Source organism: Burkholderia sp. SJZ089, from assembly GCF_007828315.1.
GTDB classification, from domain to species: domain Bacteria; phylum Pseudomonadota; class Gammaproteobacteria; order Burkholderiales; family Burkholderiaceae; genus Burkholderia; species Burkholderia gladioli.
On sequence record NZ_VIUM01000004.1, the window covers coordinates 454,855 to 474,760 of the forward strand.

General features: G+C 68.7%; 9 protein-coding genes. 2 read left to right on the forward strand and 7 right to left on the reverse strand.

Annotation, left to right across the window (positions count from 1 at the left end):
* Window positions 1-51: 51 nt before the first annotated feature.
* The gene (locus FB600_RS10245; RefSeq protein WP_098182875.1) at window positions 52-405 is read left to right on the forward strand and encodes an H-NS family nucleoid-associated regulatory protein; all 354 of its coding nucleotides are present in this window, start codon (window positions 52-54) and stop codon (window positions 403-405) included.
* A gap of 91 nt (window positions 406-496) precedes the next feature.
* On the opposite strand, the gene FB600_RS10250 is transcribed toward FB600_RS10245, so the two are convergent.
* Complete coding sequence (locus FB600_RS10250) at window positions 497-1,402, reverse strand: SDR family NAD(P)-dependent oxidoreductase (RefSeq protein WP_145756725.1); 906 nt, start codon at window positions 1,400-1,402, stop codon at window positions 497-499.
* Window positions 1,403-1,506: 104 nt separating this feature from the next.
* Here FB600_RS10250 and FB600_RS10255 point away from each other — a divergent pair, with 104 nt between their 5' ends.
* Entirely contained in the window at window positions 1,507-3,258 is a 1,752-nt protein-coding gene (locus tag FB600_RS10255; RefSeq protein WP_145756727.1) for a hypothetical protein, read from the forward strand.
* Between the two features lie 22 nt (window positions 3,259-3,280).
* On the opposite strand, the gene FB600_RS10260 is transcribed toward FB600_RS10255, so the two are convergent.
* The 6 genes from FB600_RS10260 to FB600_RS10285 form a co-directional block, all read right to left on the reverse strand.
* The gene (locus FB600_RS10260) at window positions 3,281-3,703 is read right to left on the reverse strand and encodes a DUF3224 domain-containing protein (RefSeq protein ID WP_025100522.1); all 423 of its coding nucleotides are present in this window, start codon (window positions 3,701-3,703) and stop codon (window positions 3,281-3,283) included.
* Between the two features lie 224 nt (window positions 3,704-3,927).
* Window positions 3,928-6,042, reverse strand: coding sequence for an HlyD family efflux transporter periplasmic adaptor subunit (locus tag FB600_RS10265; protein WP_096751042.1), 2,115 nt, complete (start codon window positions 6,040-6,042; stop codon window positions 3,928-3,930).
* Between the two features lie 20 nt (window positions 6,043-6,062).
* Window positions 6,063-7,517 (reverse strand): efflux RND transporter periplasmic adaptor subunit, encoded by a 1,455-nt coding sequence (locus FB600_RS10270; protein WP_013690162.1) that lies wholly within the window; start codon window positions 7,515-7,517, stop codon window positions 6,063-6,065.
* Window positions 7,518-7,521: 4 nt separating this feature from the next.
* Window positions 7,522-8,322 (reverse strand): efflux RND transporter periplasmic adaptor subunit, encoded by an 801-nt coding sequence (locus tag FB600_RS10275; protein WP_096751043.1) that lies wholly within the window; start codon window positions 8,320-8,322, stop codon window positions 7,522-7,524.
* A complete protein-coding gene (locus FB600_RS10280; protein WP_096751044.1) occupies window positions 8,319-9,971 on the reverse strand; it encodes a TolC family protein in 1,653 nt (550 codons plus the stop codon). Before FB600_RS10280 ends, FB600_RS10275 begins: the two co-directional genes overlap by 4 nt.
* On the reverse strand, window positions 9,968-19,876 hold the full coding sequence (locus tag FB600_RS10285) for a DUF4347 domain-containing protein (protein ID WP_145756729.1): 9,909 nt from the start codon (window positions 19,874-19,876) through the stop codon (window positions 9,968-9,970). The genes FB600_RS10280 and FB600_RS10285 overlap by 4 nt, the downstream gene beginning before the upstream one ends.
* Window positions 19,877-19,906 lie beyond the last annotated feature (30 nt).

A 19,906-nucleotide genomic window follows, 5' to 3' on the forward strand; every position in this document is an offset into this window, starting at 1 on the left:
ACGCGCCATCCGGTCGTCGGAGACGATCGATGCACCTGTTCGAGCCATGCAATGAATCAGTTTGAAGAAAAAGGCGACGCGAAATCCGAGTACCTGGACCTGGTTCGCCAGCAGCGCCAACTGGACGAGAAGGTGGCGCGAGCCAGGGACCTGGTGCTCGCCGATGTCGTGAAATCGATTATCAGGGTGATGCTGGAATATGGGGTGGAAGTCGAGGACGTGCGCAAGGCCTTTCCCCGTGGCAGGGATTTGCCGCGAACCGGCATCAAGCGGCCGAGGCTCAAGCATGTCGCCAGATATCTGGATGCCGCGACCGGGCGCACCTGGAGCGGCCGCGGACGGATGCCGAAATGGCTGAAAGGGAAGTGTCTCGACGACTACCTGCTGAAGCCCGGCGGATCGTGATCTCGCGCCGGGCACGATGGGAAGGGGGCGGCCCGACCGCGCCGGCGGATGCGCGAAATCCGGCATCCAGTCGGCGGCCATGATGCCGGCCTCAGGGCAGGTCCTGCACATGCATGCACGGAGCTTCTCCGAAGGTGTTGCTCAGCGCATGGGTGACGATTCTCGTCGCGGCTTCGCGCGGCGTGTACACCGTGTCGTTACGCACCATCTCGAGGTACGCGTCGCGCGTCGGAAAGCGTTCGAGATCGGCGCTGCACACTTCCTTCAGCATGTTCGTATCGACCTTGCCGGGCCGGATGGCACAGATGCGCAGCCGGTCGCTCGCATCGAGCGCGACCGTTCGCGCATGCTGTTCGAGCGCGGCCTTGGAGGCGCAATAGAGGCTCCAGCCGGCCATCGAGATTTGCGCGGCGCCGCTGGAGATATGCACGATACGCCGATCGACGGCCTCGGCGCTGGCTTTCGCGAAGGCGGCAGACAAGGTCAGGGGGGCCGCCACGTTCACGGCGATGGTATGCGCCACGCTCGCGGGGTCCTGCAGTTCGAGGCGGCCGATCGGATTCACGGTGCTGGCGTTGTTGAACAGCATCACGCGCTGCGCGCCGCCGACGAAGCGCAGGAACATCTCGCCGCCGAGCCATTGCAGCAGGCGCTCGCGGTCGCCGAGATCGAGTGCGACCTCGTTGAAGCGCTCGGGATGGCGTTGCGACAGGGTTGGATGTTTGGCGAGCGAGACCCCGAGGACTTCGATGTTGCGTTCCAGCAGGGATTCGGCGATCGCTTCGCCAAGGCCGCGCATGTGTCCGCTCACGATCGCGCGGGTAAGGGGGGAGGTGTCGATAGCGCCCACAGTGTCGATTCCATGAAAGAGGCGCGAACGCGCCGGACCTTGGGATACGCGGGCTCGCCGGATACGCAGCGAAACCGCGGAAGGCAGTCTAGTGGGCAACGCAGGCGGCAGGTTTGAACAAATGTGAACCGCCTCCGGTCCATCCATCGAGCCCGGGCCGGTTCACAAAAGTTCAGATATCGGCGCTGCCCGATGTGCAACCATGAGCGCCGAGATTCGACCCATCCACGAACAAGCAAGGAGAGTCCACGATGCTGCGCAAACTGGTTCGCGGGCATGAAGCGAGGCACGAGAGGGAACTGGTGGCCCTGCTCGAGCAGCCCGCATTCGCCGCGATCGACGACGAGCCCCATCGCGGCAAGCAGCAGCATGGCATCTACCGGCAGCTCGAGTTGCTGAACGGCTGGGCACGTTCGGGCTCGGCGCTGATCGCCGATAACCAGCGCCTGTTCGACGCGCTGGCATTCGCGGCGACGGTGAGTCCGCCCCTGTTCAGCGTCGCCCAGGAGCATTATGGCGTGTGCCTGGCGTCGATCAGGACACTGGGCCGTCCTTCGGCCGCGCTCGATCGGGTCATCACGGACCTGGACAAGCTCTCGTCCGTCGCGGTGATCCTGAACACCGAAATAGGCGTGTCATGCAGCCACTTCGCGATCGGCACGCGTGCCGACTACGATCCGGCCAGCGATGAATTCGTCCTCACCACGCCGACGGCAAGCGCATGCAAGTTCCTGGGCAACGTCGCGCTCGATGGCGTGGCAAAAACCGGGCTGGTTTTCGCGCAGGTGTGGTGTGGCGATCGTCATCTCGGCTTGTTCCCGTTCGTGGTGCCGATCCGCGATCGAGAGCGAGTATGCGAAGGCGTCAACATCAAGGAATTGTCGGGCGCTTCTTCCCTGGGCCTCGACTATAGCGTCGTGTCGTTTTCCGGCGCTCGCGTGCCGCGCACGCATTGGCTGCAGGACAGCGCCACACTCGGCACCGATGGCGAGTTCCACGATCCGCTGGGGGATGCCGGCAAGCGCATGCTGCGTTCGCTGAGCGCCGGAACCAATGCCTGGATCGCCTCGGCCGTCGGCTCGGCGGCCGCCGCGCGCGCCAGCGCATGGACGGCGATTCGTTACGCATCGAAAAGGAAGACGAGCGCCTTGCTGGATCGGGATGGGTCGATACTCGCATTCCGCAACGTGCAGGGCATGTTGCTGACGGCTCTTGCCGAAGCCTTCGTCATCAGCCATTTCGCAAGCCGGCTGACCGGCGGCGTCAAGCACGAGGGCACCACCTCGGGCATCTCGACCGTGCCCTGGGCGGCAGTCAGCAAGATCGGCGCGCTGACCAAGGCGATCACGGTGGCCGGCGCGGCCGACGCGATCCACAACTGCCGCCGGGCAACCGGCGGTCACGGCTTCGTCGGCGAAAACAGGCTCTGCAGCTACAAGGATCTCGTCGATGCTTATGGATCGGCCGGCGGCGACAGCCAACTGATTCTCATCGAAATCGGGCGTGAACTCGCGTCGAAGCCGTCGGAACTGCCCGAGGTGCCGGCGCTTCCCGAATCGCTGGATGGCGTCGATGCACTGCATGCCCTGATGAGGTTCGAGGAGCGCAGTCAGCACCAGCGTGCCAGTGCCGGTCTCGCGGCCGCGAAGCCGGGCGACGACGCGTATCTTTCGATCTGGAATCCGCGCCTGCCGGCGCTCATCGATCTGGCTCGCGCGCATGGTTGCCGCCTCGCGGTCGAAAGCTTCCTGGCCCAGGAGGTCGCGAGCGAGGATCGCCAGCCGATTCTCGCGCTCGCGACCCTCTATGTGCTGGAGCATTTCGGCCAGCGTCTTGCGCATGAGTTGCGCGATGCGGCGCTTGCCGGCGCGTTTGACGTCGTGATGGCCAATCTCGACCGGCTGCTCGATGCCTTCGACTTGTCGACGGCGCTGGTGAACACCCCCTTGGCCCAGGACGACTACATCGCCGCCTACATCGCAGACCTGCCGCTGGGCGGCTGAGCGACTGAGCCTCGGGGTTTGCTCAGGCCATCCAGTACGTCAGCGTGTAATCGTGCCTCCCGGCTTCGCGCCGGATCTGCAACTGCCCCTTGATCCCCGCCAGCTCGCCGGTTCCGGAGCCGGGCACGATGCCGATCCGCAGGAACTCGCTGCCCGCATCCATCTCGCCGAGATGGGCCAGCGCGAATCCGCCGGATCGGCCATCCAGGGTGCCTTCGAAGGACTCGATCGCCACGTAGCCGGCCTTGGCCTGTTGCGGCTGTCCGGCGCTCAGCATTTCCCCGAGCGAGTGGCCCGCCAGGCCGCCGTGGTAGGTTTTCTCGATCGCGTGACGGCCGATGGCGGAAGCGCCGGGCGCAACGGCGACCGGCTCGGGGGGCGAGATCTTCACGTCGAATCCGCCGGTGGCGACGGACGAGGGCGAGTCGGAAGGAGCAAGGTTCACGGGATGCCTCACAAGGGGATGCGATGGATCGCGGCCATTCGGAATCGCCGGATCGGAAGCGAGCCAGGCCTGATGATCGACGAAAAGGCCTGCCCCGGGTTGCCGTCTTGAACGCCGGGCAAGACAGCCTATGCTGTCTGGGGCGGCTTACGGAATCCGAATCATGGGGCGAGCGACGAAGACAATGATCGCGACCGTATTGGTCATTGTGTCTGGCCAGCCCCTCAAAACCCCACCTCCCGCTGCAACACCGCCGCCACGAACCGAACCCCGTTTCCCGCCAGGCTCTCGCGCCCCGCGCCGAGCTGCACCGTCCCCGGCACCTCCCGCCCGATCCCCGGATCGCCGTCGCAACCGGCGAAACGAACCTGCCAGGTCGCCTGCAGCGGCACGATCTGGCGCGTCTTCATATCCTGCTCGGCCGGAATCGGCCCGCCATAGACGCTCGCCACGGTCGGCTCGTCGAGCGTGGCGACATTGACCTTGTCGATCGCGTCGATCCGGCAGCGCCGCGCCGCGAGCTCCGGCAGGTTCGCCACGAAGCTGGCCGACTGCCCGGCCTCGAGTCGCGCGATATCGTTCTCGCCGACATAGGCATCGCCCTTCACGCCGCCCGGCGCGACCAGGTCGTAGAGCCGCTCGCCGCGCGGCAGCCAGGTGCCGGGCGCCTGCGCGTCGTCGTTGGCCTGCACGGTGCCGTCGAAGGGCGCGCGAATCGTCAGTTGTGCGATCTCGGCGCGCAGCCCGTCCACGGTCTGGCGCGAGGCATCCCAGCGTCGCGCCAGCGCCGTGCCTTGCTTCTGCAGGCGATCGTCGAACGACTGCTGGTCGACCTCCCAATGCAGCTGCGTTTCCTCGGCCGTCGCGGCGGCCAGCTTCGCCTCCAGGTCCGGCGAGACCAGCACCGCCAGCGTGTCGCCCGCGCGCACGCGCTGGCCGTCGCGCGCTGGCGGCGGCGTCTCGGCCAGGTAACCGGCCGCGACGGTGTACAGCCCCTGCGCGCGTTGCGGGCCGAGCACGGCCGGCGCGCTCACGCCGGCATGCCAGGGCAGCACCAGGAAGGCCAGCAGCGCACCGCCGAGCAGCGCGCTGCGCCGGGTCTCGCGGCGCCAGTGCAGCTCGTCGCGGCGCTGCCAGCAGACCTGCGCCTCGCGCCAGACCGGCCGCGCGATGAACCAGCCGAACTCCACGCAGAACAGCAGCATGCCCAGCAGCTTGAAGAAGGCGTGATAGACGATCAGCGCGATCGACATGAACACCACCACGCGATAGAGCCAGGTGGCGAACGAGAACGCGATCAGGAAGCGCCGCCGCTGCGTGCTGCAGGGCTCGGGCTGCGGGTCGCCCAGGCCGAACAGCCATTCGCGCAGCCACCAGCGCCCCAGCGCGAAGGCGCGGTCGTGCAGGTTCGGCATGTCCAGCCAGTCCGACAGCAGGAAGTAGCCGTCGAAGCGCATGAAGGGGCTGGCGTTGATGCCGAGCGTGGCCACCCAGGTGGTGGTGGCCAGCAGGAATGCGCCGGCGCGCAGCGGGCCGTCGGGCAGCACGGTCCAGGCCAGGGTGGCGAAGGCGGCCAGCGCGATCTCGCTGAGCATGCCGGCCGCGCCGATGCGCAGCCGGTCGCGCCGCGCCGGCACCTTCCAGGCCTCGGTGGTATCGGTATAGAGCACCGGCACCATCACCAGCAGGGCCACGCCCATGGTCGGCACGCGGCAGCCGTGGCGCTGGGCCGTGTAGGCATGACCGAACTCGTGCAGCACCTTGGCGAAACCCAGGGCGATGCCCACCCCCACCAGGCCGCGCCAGTCGGCATAACCGTGGAAGGTGTGCAGGAACTCGTCCCAGCGCCGCGAGACCAGGAACAGCCCGAGCAGCGCCACGGCGGCCACCAGGTACCAGAACGCCGGACGGAACGCGAAGGCGACATGGCGGGCGGTGGCGCGCAGGAAGGGCATCGGGTGCCACAGCGGGATCCGCACCATCAGGTAGTGCTTGAGCAGCCACATGCCGCGCGAGGTATGGTGCGCGGCTTCGTGCTGCTCCAGCCGCGCGGTGTCGGCGGCCGAATTCGAGACCAGCAGGTTCTGGTGGCGCAGCAGGCGCAGCAGCGCGTCCAGGTCGTCGAGCGTCACCGTCAGCGTGGTATCGCGGTTGACGGCCTCGACCATCGCGCGCGGATCGTCGAGCGGCCAGCGCGACAGCAGCTCGAAGGCGGGCCAGCCGAGCTGGAAGAAGCGGTTCGCGGCGGGGTCGTGCAGCATCCAGGTGGGCGCGCCCTCGGGCGTCGCGGCGCCGGGCGAGAGCGTCAGTTCCTGGCGCAGTTGCGGAAGTCGTGGCATGGAGCGTGGGCGCCGGCAAATCACCAGCCGAGCCACTGGCGGGCCAGTGTCAGCGGACGGCGCAATACGTAGTAGATCGACGGCACCCAGCCGCCGCGAATCCGCGCGGTGCCCATCGCGCCGAGCGGCGCGCGGGCCTCGCCGGCGTCGAGCGTGGCGCGCACGCGATAGGCCAGCACGCCCTCGGGCGTGGGCTCGGCGCGCCAGGCCACCGAGTCGATGCGCGCGTCGTAGCTCGACAGCGGCGAACTCTTCGGATAGAGCGTGAGCGACATGCCGGGCTTGACGTCGATGTTGTCGGCCACCGGCAGCCAGGCGGTCACCTCCACGTGGGCCGGATCGGCCAGCACCAGGATCTTCTCGCCGACGGCCACCGCCTTGCCGGTCCACTCGTTCGGATCGCTGAAGATCGCCACGCCGGCGCGCTGCGCGTTGACGCTCACGCGCGCGAGCTGGCGCGCCGTGTAGTCGAGCTCGACGCGGCTCTGGTCGAGCTTGCCCTGGCGCTCGGCCATGTCCAGCCGGGTCTTGTCGTCGGTGACGGCGAGCTGGGCGGTCTGCCGGTATTCCTCCTGGGCGGTGTCGTAGTCCTTGCGGGCCAGCGCGTAGCGCGACTGCAGCGTGGTGGCGTCCAGGCCGAGCAGGGGCGTGCCGCGCTGCACCGGCTGGTTCGGCTGCACGTAGAGGCGGTCGATCACGCCGTCGAGCGGCGCGCGCACCACGAACGGGTCCTTCGGCGTGACTTCGGCCGGCGCCAGCACGGTCAGCCGTACGGGGATCAGGCACAGCACCGCCAGGCCGATCAGCACGCGGCGCTGCTGGCGGCCGGGCCGCAGCAGGGCGCGCGCGCGTTCCTGCCACGAGGCGCGCGGCGCGAAGGATTCGAAGGCATGCGCCCAGACCTGGCCGAGTTCGGTCAGCAGGGCCGAGTCGGTGGCGCTCCAGGGCTCCTCGCGGGCGAACACCACGCCGCCCACGGCGCGCCCGCCGCGATCGGTCAGCGGCAGCCAGGCGCCGTGCGCCGGCCACCAGGCGCTCCATTCCTCGGCCACGTGCGGCGCGCCGGCCTGCAGGTCGGCGGCCGTGAAGGTCCGCACCTGCGGGCGGGCCGGCAGCACCGGCGCGCCCTGGCCTTCCACGCGCGCCGCGGCGTCCTTGGGCGGTGCGTCCTGCAGGCCGCGCGCGAGCGCCTTGCAGAGCGCGCCGAGCCACTGCACATAGGGCGCGTTCGGGTCGCTCTGCGGCAGGCCCGAGACCGCCGCCACGTGGCCCGGCGCGTCGCCGCGCCACCAGGCGGCCTGGCGATAGGGCACCAGGGCCAGGGTTTCGTTGACGATCGTGAAGCCGAGCGTGGTCTCGCTGGCGGCCGCGCGGGCGCGGGCCGACAACTGCCAGAGCAGCGCGAGCTGCTGGCCGTCGATGCGCACCTGTTCCTGGGCTGCCTCTTCCGCCATGCGGGTTGCCGTCACCGTCATGACATCACCGCGCGAAGCTGGCCCAGCCGCTCATGCCCGGCAGCAGCTCGGGCGCGCCGGCGTTCAGCGCGGCGGTCACGTCGACGGTCTGCGTGACCGGGTCGACGCGCGCGCCGATCCGCGCCACCTTGGCCGGGTAGGTCTTGCCCACCTCGTCGACCTGCACGCTCAGCGCATGGCCTGGCTTGAGCCAGGCCAGCCATTTCGACGGCACGATCATCTTCAGTTCGAGATGGCCGGTGTCGACGATGGTCAGCAGCGGCTTGCCGGGCTCGGCGAACTGCTGCGGCGAGGCGCTGCGCTTGACCACGCGCCCGTCGAAGGGCGCCGCGATCGCGCACTTGTGCACGGTGGCCTGCATATAGGCCACGTCGGCCGCGCTGGCCCTCTGCTTGGCCTGCGCCTGCTGCACCTCCAGCTCGCCGATCGAATGCAGCGCGAGCAGCTTGCGGTTGGTGTCGAGCAGGTCGCGCGCGCCGTCGGCGTCGGCCTGGGCCTTGCGCAACTGCGCGCTGTACAGCGAACAATCGAGCGTGACGAGGGTCTGCCCGGTGCGGAAGCTGTCGCCCTCGCGGAACGGCAGCGAGGCGATCTTGGCCGAGATTTCGCTCGACACGTCGACCTGGTCGCGCGCCACCAATTGGATGCGGATCCGCGAATCGGGGCTGTCGGCGGCCGGGGCCTGGGCCGTCGCCGGAGCGGGCGCGGCGGCGGGAGCGGAAGCCGGCGGCGCCGCCATCGCGAAACCTGTCGCGACGAGCAGCGCGATCGCGCCGGCTGCCCGGTAGTGCCTGGCCTGCGTCATTTCTGGGTGGCTCCCGCTGCGTCGAGCGCGGCTGCGGCGGCCAGCGTCGGGCCCGGCTGGGCGGGCGCGGCGGCAGTCAGGTCGCCGCCCTGGGCCAGCACGTCCCAGCGCTGCTGTTCCTCGCCGATTGACTTGCGCAGCGAGGCGAGGTCATGGCCGTTCAGCTTGTCGCCGACCGGGTCCAGGCCCAGCGTGGCGAGCATCTGCCCATAGGCGCTCTCGAGTTCGCCGTAGCTCTGGTAGAGGCGCAGCTCGGACATCATCGCGGCGGTGGCCACGCGGATCTCCTCGAGCTTGCCCTGCGCGTTGGCCGTGGTGGCGTTGTGGGTGTGTTCGAGGATCTGCTGGTCGACGTCGTTCATCTGCTTGAACAGGTCGAACTGGCGCGTCTTGGCGGCCAGCTCGCTGCGTGCCACGTGCACCTGGGTGAGCACCGCCATGCTGAGCGCCATGCGCTGCATCTTCGCCACCTCGAGCTGGGCTTGCGCGGTGCCGCGGATATTGCGTTCGTTGAGCAGGTTCAGCAGGTTCCAGCTCACGCTGATGCCGGCCGAGCGCCAGGCGTTGTAGACCAGGAAGCTGTTGCTGTCGTAATGCGCGCCGAGGCTGAACTCGATGCCCGGCAGCAGCTTGGCGATCGCCTTGTGGGTCTCGTTGACGCTGATGCGCTCGTTGTAGCTGGCCTCGACCAGCTCGGGCCGGCGTTGCAGCGCCATGTCTTCCATCTTGGGCATCGGCATCTCGAACACCGGCACCTTGAAGTCGTCGCCGGCGGCCAGCGTGAAGTCGCGGCCGGGCTCCAGGTTCATCAGCGAGGCCAGGCGCGGCTTGGCTTCCTCGAGCTGGTCGCGCACCGCCTCGAGCTGGCGCATCAGGTCGAGCAGCGCGTGCTGGTAGTTGAGCGTCTCGATCGGCGAGCGCAGGCCCTGCGCCTGCGTCTTGCGCGAATCGTCGAGCGCGGCGCCGGCCTGCTCGAGCAGCGGCCCGATCCTCTCGCGCAGGCGCTGCGCGCCCACCGCCTGCCAGTAGGCCTCGCGCACCTGCTGCATCATCAGCTGCACCACCTTGCGGCGGCGCTGCTCGAGCACCAGCACGTGGTCGGCCTGCTCCTTGGCCTCGAAGTAGCTGACGCCGAAGTCGAGGATGTTCCAGGACAGGTTGAGGTCGGCGGTGCGGCTGTTCTTGTCGGTCGAGTACGAGGGAATCAGGGATTCCTCGTGCGTGAACAGGCCTTCCGAGGCCGAGGCGAGCTCGTGGTTGCGGTTGGTGTAGCCGGCTTGCGCGGTCAGCTTGGGCAGCAGGTCGAAGTTCGACAGGTCGAGCTGCCGCTGCGCGAGCGCCTCTTCCATCATCTTCAGGCGATGGTCGAGGTTGTAGCGGATCGCGCGCGCCATCGCCTCGTCGAGCGTGATCGGGCCGTTCACCGGCTGCTGGTTCGTGAACATCGCCGCGCGGTCGGTGCGGGCCGTATCGGCGCGCTCCGCGTCGGTGAACGGGACCGGCTTCACGGCGCAGCCGGACAGCCAGATCACGGCAAGGGCGGCGGCGAGCAGGGCGGGACGCGGCGCGCGTCCCCGGAGCGTCTTGTTGTTCACGGCGAGTGGTCTCTTGGCGGAATGGGCAAAGGAAAAAACGAATGCGGATTTCATGAGCGGCGCTCCGGGGTGACGGCCGCGACGGCGGACTGCCGCTCGGCGAGGGCCGCGTCGTGGCGCGGCACGTGCAGCGTGGCCACCGCATTGGCGAATTGCGCGGTGAGCGAGGCCTTGGCGGGCGGCATGGCGGCTTGCGGCGCCGGCTTGGCTGCCGGTTTCGGCGCGGCATGCGCGTTGGCGGCGGGCTTGCCGTGCGCGTCGAAGCGCACCACCACCTCGCGGCGCACCACGTTGCCGGCGGCATCGCGCGAGACCAGCGTGACGCGGATCTCGTGCACGCCGGCCGGCGGCGTGCCGCTCAGCGTGCCGTGCGTGGCGTCGTAATGGAGCCAGGCCGGCAGGGCCGCGCCGTCGGCCAGCGTGACGGCCACGCTGGCCTGCTCGTGCGCGGCTTCGGCATTGGCCGGCGCGCGCAGCAGCGGGGCCACGTTGAGCGCGAAGGCGCTGCCGGGCTGGTGCATGGCGTGCACGTCGGCGGCTGGCAGCAGATGCGCGGTTGCCGGTGCAGCGGCCGCCTCCTGCGGCACGATTGAATCGAGCGAGGTGACGGAGGTGTCGCCCAATGCGTTTCCGCGCGCGTCGTGGGTGGCGAAGGTAAAGGTGTCGCGCGGCACGATGGTGCTGATCTGGCGCGGTGCGTCGAGCGCCGTCAGCACGATCAGGGGATTCGACACGCCGTCGTTGCGCTCGTGGGCATCCGGTGCGATCAGCATGGTCGAACGCGGAATCTCGACTTGCGGCGGCGCGATCGGCGGCGTCGGCTGGTGATCCGGTTCCACGGTAGGCGGCAGGATCGGCACGCCGACCGGCTGCGGCACGCCCACGATCTGCAGCGTGCGCGTGAGCGGCGCGCTGGTGCGCGTGCCGTCGCCGACCGTGAACACCAGGGTGCGCGAGCCGTTGGCGTGCTCGGCCTGGGTGTCGGTGTAGGTCACCGCGTCCAGCGCCGCCTGCCATTGCGCGGTAGTGGCGCTGCCGCTGGCCGAGCTGAAGGTCAGGGTGCCGGTGGCGGCGTTGTAGCTGGCCGTGATGTCGCCGCTGGCGGCGCTGGGCGTGAAGCCCAGCACGTCGTGCCTGGCGTCGAAGCTGCCGCCGAAGGCCACCGTCGCCGTGGTGGGCGGCGTGTTGTTGCGATCGCCCAGCGTGATGCCGTCGCCGACCGTGATCGTGGAGCCGCTCTTGCCATCGGCCGTGTAGCTGAGCTGCGCATCGCCGCCGCCCAGTTGCGGCGTCTGGTGCGTGGCCGTGACCGACACGCTGCGCGTGAGGGCGGCGCTGGTCCTGGTGCCGTCGTTGACGGAGACGATCAGCGTGCGCGAGGCCGTGTTGGGCAGCACTGCCGTGTCGGTATAGGTGACCGAGCGCAGCGCGGCCTGCCATTGCGCGAGCGTGGCGGTGGCGCCGGCCGAAGTCAGCGTCAGGGTGCCGTGCACGGCATCGTAGCTGGCCGTGATGTTGCCCATGGTGGCGCCGTCGTTGACGAAGGCGAGCAGGTCCTCGCTGGCATGGAAGCCGGCGCCGATCTGCACCGTGGCCGAGGCGAAGGTCGTGTTGTCGCGGTCGGACAGCGTGATGCCGTTGTCGATCGCGATCGGCGTGGAGGGGGCGTTGTCTCCCGAGACGAAGGCGGCCGGCCCGGTGTTGCTCGACGAGATGAGCGGCGTCTGGTCGACATCGGTGACGGTCACGCTGCGCGTGATGGCGGTGCTGGCCTTCACGCCGTCGTTGACGGCGAAGCTGATGCTGCGCGTGGCGGCATCGGGCGTGACGGCCGTGTCGGTGTAGGTGACCGCGCGCAGCGCGGCCTGCCACTGCGCCAGCGAGGCGATCGCGCCGGCCGAGTTCAGCGTCAGCGTGCCGGTGGCGGCATCGTAGCTGGCCGTGATGTTGCCCATGGTGGCGCCGTCGTTGACGAAGCCGAGCACGTCCTCGCCGGCGTGGAAGCCGGTGCCGATCTTCACGGTGGCGGAGGCGAAGGTGGCGTTGTCAAGGTCGCTCAGCGTGATGCCGTTGTCGACCACCACCGGCGTCGAGGCGACGTTGTCGCCTGCCGTGAAGGCGACCGAACCCGTGTTGCTCGACGAGATGATCGGCGTCTGGTCGGTATCGGTGACGGTGACGTCGCGCGTGATGGCGGTGCTGGCCTTCACGCCGTCGCTGACGGCGAAGCTGATGACGCGCGTCGTCGAATCGGGCGTGATGGCCGTGTCGGTGTAGGTGACCGAGCGCAGCGCTGCCTGCCATTGCGCCAGCGAGGCGGTGGCGCCGGCCGAGCTCAGCGTGAGGGTGCCGTGCACCGCGTCGTAGCTGGCCGTGATGTTGCCCATCGTGAGGCCGTCGTTGACGAAGCCGAGCACGTCCTCGCCGGCGTGGAAGCCGGTGCCGATCTGCACGGTGGCCGAGGCGAAGGTGGAATTGTCGCGATCGGTCAGCGTGATGCCGTTGTCGACCACGATCGGCGTGGACGCCGCATTGTCGCCGGCCACGAAGGCGGCCGGGTCGCTGTTGCTCGACGAGATGATCGGCGTCTGGTCGGTATCGGTGACCGTGACGTTGCGTGTGATGGCCGCGCTGGTCTTCACGCCGTCATTGACCGAGACGATCAGGGTGCGCGTGGCGGTGGCGGGCGTGACGGCCGTGTCGGTATAGGTGACCGAGCGCAGCGCGGCCTGCCATTGCGCGAGCGTGGCGGTGGCGCCGGCCGAATTCAGCGTGAGGGTGCCGTGCACCGCGTCGTAGCTGGCCGTGATGTTGCCCATGGTGGTGCCGTCGTTGACGAAGGCGAGCACGTCCTCGCCGGCATGGAAGCCCGCGCCGATCTGCACCGTGGCCGAGGCGAAGGTGGCGTTGTCGCGATCGGACAAGGTGATGCCGTTGTCGATCACCACCGGCGTCGAGGTGACGTTGTCGCCGGCCGTGAAGGCGACCGAACCGGTGTTGCTCGACGAGATGAGCGGCGTCTGATCGACGTCGGCAACGGTGAGGTCGCGCGAGTAGGTCGCGCTGGTCTTGGTGCCGTCGTTGAGCGAGAAGCCGATGCTGCGAGCGGCCGTATCGGGCGTGATGGCCGTGTCGGTATAGGTGACCGAGCGCAGCGCGGCCTGCCATTGCGCCAGCGAGGCGATCGCGCCGGCCGAGCTCAGCGTCAGGGTGCCGTGCGCGGCGTCGTAGCTGGCGGTGATGTTGCCCATCGTGGCGCCGTCGTTGACGAAGGACAGCACGTCCTCGCCGGCATGGAAGCCGGCTCCGATCTGCACTGTGGCGGAGGCCAGCGTGGCGTTGTCGAGGTCGCTCAATGTGATGCCGTTGTCGACCACGATCGGCGTGGAAACGGTGTTGTCGCCGGCCTGGAAGGCAGCCGGGCCGCTGCTGCTGGAGCCGACGAGCGGCGTCTGGTCGACGTCGGCAACCGTGATGTTGCGCGCGAGCGAGAGGCTCGACTTGGTGCCGTCGTTGATCGAGAAGCTGAGCGTGCGGGTGGCCGTGTCGGGCGTGATGGCCGTATCGGTATAAGTGACCGAGCGCAGCGCGGCCTGCCATTGCGCCAGCGTGGCGGTGTTGCCCGAGGAACTTAGCGTCAGGGTGCCGGTGGCCGCGTCGTAGTTGGCGCTGATGTTGCCCATGGTGGTGCCGTCGTTGACGAAGCCGAGCACGTCCTCGCCGGCATGGAAGCCGGCGCCGATCTGGAAGGTGGCCGAAGCCAGCGTGCCGTTGTCGAGATCCGAGACGACCATGCCGGTGTCGATCGCGACCGGCGTCGATGCCACGTTGTCGCCGGCCGTGAACGCCACCGAACCCGTGCTGCCGGTTGTGAGGATCGGCGTCTGGTCGGTATCGGCGACGGTGAGGTCGCGCGAGTAGGTCGCGCTGGTCTTGGTGCCGTCGCTGACCGAGAAGCCGATGCTGCGGGTGGCCGTGTCGGGCGTGACGGCCGTGTCGACATAGGTGACCGAGCGCAGCGCGGCCTGCCATTGCGCGAGCGCGGCGGTGGCACCGGCCGAAGTCAGCGTCAAGGTGCCGTGCACGGCGTCGTAGCTGGCCGTGATGTTGCCCATCGTGAGGCCGTCGTTGACGAAGCTCAGGACATCCTCGCCGGCATGGAAGCCGACACCGATCTGCACGATGGCCGAGGCGAAGGTGCCATTGTCGAGATCGGACAGCGTGATGCCGTCATCGATCGTGACCGGCGTGGACGGGGCATTGTCGGCGGCCTGGAAGGGTACCGAGCCGGAGCTGCTTGAGCCCACGACAGGCGTCTGGTCCACATCGGCCACGGTGAGGTCGCGCGAGTAGGTCGCGCTGGTCTTGGTGCCGTCGCTGACCGAGAAGCCGATCGTGCGGGTGGCCGTGTCGGGCGTGATGGCCGTGTCGGTGTAGCTGACCGAACGCAGCGCGGCCTGCCATTGCGCGAGCGTGGCGCTGGCACCGGCCGAAGTCAGCGTCAGGGTGCCGTGCACGGCGTCGTAGCTGGCCGTGATATTGCCCATGGTGGCGCCGTCGTTGACGAACAGCAGCACGTCCTCGCCGGGGTGGAAGCCGGTGCCGATCTGCACCTTGGCCGAGGCCAGCGTGGCGTTGTCGAGGTCGCTCAGCGTGATGCCGCTGTCGATCGCGATCGGCGTGGAAACGGTGTTGTCGCCGGCCTGGAAGGCGGCCGGGCCACTGCTGCCGGAGCCGATGACCGGCGTCTGGTCGACATCGGCGACGGTGACGGTGCGCGTGAGCGGGGTGCTCGACTTGGTGCCGTCGTTGACCGAGAAGCTGATGGTGCGGGTGGCCGTGTCGGGCGTGACGGCGGTATCGGTGTAGCTGACCGAGCGCAGCGCGGCCTGCCATTGCGCGAGTGTGGCAGTGCCGTGGGCCGAACTCAGCGTCAGGGTGCCCAGCGCGGCGTCGTAGCTGGCCGTGATGTTGCCCATCGTGGCGCCGTCGTTGATGAAGCCGAGCACGTCCTCGCCGGCGTGGAAGCCCGTGCCGATCTGGAAGGTGGCCGAAGCCAGCGTGCCGTTGTCGAGATCCGAGACGACCATGCCGGTGTCGATCGCGACCGGCGTCGATGCCGCGTTGTCGCCGGCGGTGAACGGCACCGAGCCGGTGCTGCCGGTGCTGAGGATCGGCGTCTGATCGGCGGCCGCCACCGTGATGGTGCGCGTCAGCGTGTTGCTGGTCTGCGCGCCGGCGCTCAGCGTGATGCTGACCGTGCGCGTCGCCGTATTCGGCGTGACGGCCGTGTCGGTATAGGTGACCGAGTCCAGCGCGGATTGCCACTGCGCGAGGGTGGCCGTGCCGCTCGACGAGCTCAGCACCAGCACGCCGGTCAGCGGGTTGTAGGTGCCGGTGATGTCGCCCATCGTCAGGCCATTGTTGACGAAGCCGAGCACATCCTCGCCGCTGTGCAGGTTGCCGGTGATCGCGATCACGGCGGTGTCCACCACGTTGCCGAGCGGATCGCCGACGGTCATGCCCGCATCGATCGCGATCGGCGTGGCGGGCGCGTTGTCGCCGGCCTGGAAGCTCGCACTGCCGGTGCTGCTGGTGGCCAGCGACGGCGCGGAGCTGATCACGTCGATCGAGTATGTCGCGGGCGCGCTGGTCTTGACGCCGTCGCCGATGGTGATCGAGATCGCGCGCGTGCCGAGCGGAGCGCCGGAGCCGGTCTGGAACTGCAGATTGTCGAGCACGCTCTGCCACTGCGCGAGGGTGCCGCCCGTGGAGGTGATCGTCAGCGTGCCCGTGGACGGATCGTAGGATGGGGAGATGCCGTTGACCGGAATCTGGCCCAGCCCGCTGAAGGACAGGACGTCGCCGCTCTCGAAACCGGACGTGATTTGCACCGTGATCGTCAGCGAGACCAGCGCGGACGGGTTGCCGACGTTCAGGTCGGTCAGCGCGAGGCTGCTGTCGATCGTCGTGGCCGAATTGCCGGGCAGGTAGTCCCGGCTGGTCGAGGTACCGCTGGTCAGGACCGGCGTCTGGTGAGTCGCGACGATGCCGAGCGACCTGGTCTCGGTGGCGCTGGCCTTGGTGCCGTCGCTGACCGTGAACGAGATGGTGCGGGTCGTGCCGGTCGGCACCGCCGCCAGGTCGGTATAGGTCACCGAGCGCAGCGCCGCGATCCATTGCGCGTTGGTCGAGGTGCCGGCCGAGTTCAGTGTGAGCTTGCCGCTGTTGGCGTCGAAGCTCGCGGTGATGTCGCCGAACGAGCCGCCGAGCGCAAGCACGTCCTCGCCTGCAACGTAGTTGCCGGTGATCTGCACGGTGGCCGAGACCATCGTGGGGCTGTCGCTGTCGGTCAGGATCAGGCCGGTGTCGATGGCCACCGGCGTCGAGGGGGCGTTGTCGGCCGAGGTGAAGGTGGCGGTGCCGCCGCTGGTGGTCAGCAGCGGCGTCTGGTCGGTCAGCGCCACGTCCACCGTGCGGCTCCACGTGCCGCTCGTCTTGGTGCCGTCGCTGATCACGAAGGTGATGACACGCGGCGTGGTGGTCGGCACCGACGAGAAGTTCTGGAATTGGATCGAGCGCAGCGCGGCCTGCCATTGCGCGACCGTGGCAGCGCCGCCGGCCGAAGTCAGTGTCAGCACGCCGTTGGAGTACGAGCCGTCGATGTTGCCCATCGTCGACGGATTGCTGAAGAACAGCAGGACGTCGCCGCCGTCCTGGAAGTTGCTGATCGCGACGGTGGCCGAGGCGAGCGTGCCGTTGTCGAGGTCGGACACCACGATGCCGCCGTCCACCGTGACCGGCGTGGAGCTCGTGTTGTCACCCTGGGTCAGCGTGACGTTGCCGCTGCTGCCGTTGATCAGCGGCGTCTGGTCGGTGTCGGCCACGTTCACCGTGGCCGACACGGTGCCGCTGCTCTTGGTGCCGTCGCTGATGCCGAAGGTGACGGTGCGCGACAGGTTCGACGGCGTGACGGCGGTGGAGGTATAGGTGACGGCGCGCAGCGCGGCCTGCCATTGCGCGAGCGTGGCCGTGGTACTGGACGAACTCAGCGTGAGCACGCCGTTCGAATAGGTCGCCTGGATGTCGCCGTAGAGCGCCGGATTATTGTTGTTGAACGCCAGCACGTCGGTGGCCTGGTAGTTGCCGCTGATCCTGACGGTGGCCGTGTGCAGCGGGCCGCCGTCGGCGTCGGCCACCGTGATGGCGTTGTCGACCACCACCGGCGTGGAGACGGTGTTGTCGCCTGCCGTGAAATTGACGGTGGTGCCGCCGCCGCCGATGATCGGTGTCTGGTCGACCGCCGTGACGCTCACGGAGCGGTTCGCCACCGGGCTGACCTGGGTGCCGTCGTTGATCCGGAAGCTGACCGTGCGCGTCGCGTTCGACGGCACGACCAGGTCGCTGGTGAAGGTGACGGCGCGCAGCGCCGCCTGCCATTGCGCCAGGCTGGCCGTGCCGCTGGCCGAGGTCAGCGTGAGCAGGCCGGTGCTGGTGTTGTAGACGGCGCTGATGTCGCCCATCGTCGCCGGGTTGTTGGTGAACAGCAACTGGTCGTGATTGACCTGGAAGTTGCCGGTGATCTGCACCGTGGCGCTCGCCAGCGTGCTGCTGACGCCGTCGGAGACGGTGATGCCCGAGTCCACCGCTACCGGCGTCGAGGCCGTGTTGTCGCCGGTGACGAATGCGGCCGAGCCGCCGTCGGTGGTGACCGTCGGGCCGGCCGTCACGACCACGCTGTGATGCAGCGCGCCGCTGGTCTTGGTGCCGTCGCTCACGGTGAACGTGATGTCGCGCGTGCCGCTGGTGGTGCCGCTCGAGGACGCGAACGTGACCGCATCGAGCGCGGCCTGCCATTGCGCGACCGTGGCGGTGCCGCTGCCCGAGAACAGCGACAGCGCGTGCGTGCTCGTGTTGTAGCTGGCCTGGATGTCGCCGTACAGCGTCGAGTTGCTGTTGATGAAACTCAGCGAATCGCCGTTCGCGAAGCCGCTGGCGATGGTGACGGTGGCGGCGGCCAGCGAGGCATTGTCCGCGTCGCTGACGTGAATGTTCGCGTCCACCGCGGCGGCGGCACTGCCGGCGAGATAGCTGGTGCTGGTCGCGCCGCCTTCGCTCAGCACCGGGCTCTGGTCGACCGCCGTGACCGTCACGTTGCGCGTGGCGATGTTGCTGACGAAGGTGCCGTCGTTGAACGAGAACGAGACGGTGCGCGTGGTGGTCGAGAGATTGGGCGAGGTCAGAGAGCTCGAGAACGTCACCGATTCGAGCGCGGCCTGCCATTGCGCGATGGTCGCCGTGCCGGAGCCGGTGCTCAGCGTCAGCGTGCCGGTGGACGTATTGTAGACGCTGCTGATGCCGTTCTGCGCCACGAAGTTGAGCATGTCGCCGGCCTGGAAATTGGTGATCTTGACGGTGGCCGTCTTGGCCGTGCTGGAACTGCCGTCGCTGAGGATCAGGCCGGAATCGACGCTCACAGCCGTGCCGCCCGTGCCTGTGCCGTTGTCGGCCGAACTCCAGGCCGCGTTGCCGCTGCTGGTGGTGACGGTCGGGCCGGTGTCCTGGTAGGTCAGGTTGTCCAGCGAAGGCTCGAAGGCGCCGCTGTCGTTCTGGTCGATCAGCGAGAACGAGACGATATTGTTGAAGGCGCTGCCCAGCTGGCTCGACACGGTGGCGCCGGGGAAGCCGCCCACCGCGGCCGTGGCGAGCTGGATCAGCGCGCTGCTGGTGCCGTTGGCATAGTGCGCCTGGATGTAGAGGTCGCCGTTGAAGGAGCTGAGGTCGAAGCTCTGCAGGTTGAAGGTATGGCCGTTTGCCAGCGAGATGGTGACGTTGCTCATCGCCGAAACCCCGTCCGCATTGATCTCGAGCACGCCGTCGGTCGGCGAGTCGGTGATGTCGGTGGGGCCGTTCGGCGAATTCGAATCGTTGTAGGCGAAGGTGTTGGCGGCCTGGTCGAGCGTGTAGACGATGCCGTCGAGCGTGAACTGGGACGAGCCGAGCGCCTGGAAGTTGTTGTTGGCGGCGGTGTCGTAGGTTTCCACCGTCACGCCGAGCAGCTCGTTGAACTGCGCCTGGGCAGCGGCCGATTCGTTCAGCGCCGTGTGCACCTGGCCGACCTGGTATTCGAGCGTCCAGTTGCCGCCGAGCGCGGCGGCGCCGGTCGCGTCGATCGAGGCCGCCACGTTCAGGTGCGTGAGGCCGGCGATCTGCTGCACCAGCGCCTGACCATCGGCCCGCTGGGCGACGTCGCAGCCGTAGATCAGGAAGTCGCCGCCCGGCTTCATGGCCGCGCCGATCTGCGCGAGTTGCGCGCTGTAGGCCGAGAAATCGGAGGCGGTCAGCCAGGTCGAACCGGCCTGGATCGCGCCGTCCGTGCCGTGCGAGATCAGGCTGATCGATTCGACCCCTTGGTGCGATCGCAGATAACTTGCGATCTGCGCGAAGCCGTCGCTGCCGGCATCGAGCACCACGTACTGCGTGCCGGCGGGCAGGCCGGCGATCAGCGTCTGGTAGTTCGCCACGCTCGGGTCGATGAAGACCACATCGGTCTGGCCGACGGCCGGCATCGCGATGCCGACGTCGTTTGCCGTGGCGTGCTGCGTATCGGTGTTCCCTTGGGTGGCCGATCGCGATTGGGCTTGCGCCGAGGTGTCGGTGCCTTCGGCGGTGGCGCGCGAGGCGCTGCGTACCGGCTTGTCGACCGGCGCCGAGGACACTTGCGGCGGGGTGGCGTTGCCGGCCGTCGCGGTATCGGTCTGCGCTTCGGTGCGATGCGTTTCCGCATGCGCGTGTTCATGGGCGTGCGTCTGCGCGGCGACGGCAGCCACCGACGCGTCGTAGACGACGCGCGGTTCGAGTGCGAGCAACAGCGGGGAGGCCGCGACGCGCGAGCCGGGCCGTTCGGCATCCCGCTGCTTCCGGCTCTGGCGTGCGAACCACTGCTTGACGATCTTCATGACGATACTCTCCGTGCTGCTACCGGCCCG

Bases quoted from the DNA above. Each gene is read 5' to 3' on its own strand.
- FB600_RS10250 (WP_145756725.1), bottom strand. From the start codon at position 1,402: ATGGATGGACCGGAGGCGGTTCACATTTGTTCAAACCTGCCGCCTGCG.
- FB600_RS10265 (WP_096751042.1), bottom strand. From the start codon at position 6,042: ATGCCACGACTTCCGCAACTGCGCCAGGAACTGACGCTCTCGCCCGGC.
- FB600_RS10285 (WP_145756729.1), bottom strand. From the start codon at position 19,876: ATGAAGATCGTCAAGCAGTGGTTCGCACGCCAGAGCCGGAAGCAGCGG.
- FB600_RS10280 (WP_096751044.1), bottom strand. From the start codon at position 9,971: ATGAAATCCGCATTCGTTTTTTCCTTTGCCCATTCCGCCAAGAGACCA.
- FB600_RS10245 (WP_098182875.1), top strand. From the start codon at position 52: ATGAATCAGTTTGAAGAAAAAGGCGACGCGAAATCCGAGTACCTGGAC.
- FB600_RS10255 (WP_145756727.1), top strand. From the start codon at position 1,507: ATGCTGCGCAAACTGGTTCGCGGGCATGAAGCGAGGCACGAGAGGGAA.
- FB600_RS10275 (WP_096751043.1), bottom strand. From the start codon at position 8,322: ATGACGCAGGCCAGGCACTACCGGGCAGCCGGCGCGATCGCGCTGCTC.
- FB600_RS10270 (WP_013690162.1), bottom strand. From the start codon at position 7,517: ATGACGGTGACGGCAACCCGCATGGCGGAAGAGGCAGCCCAGGAACAG.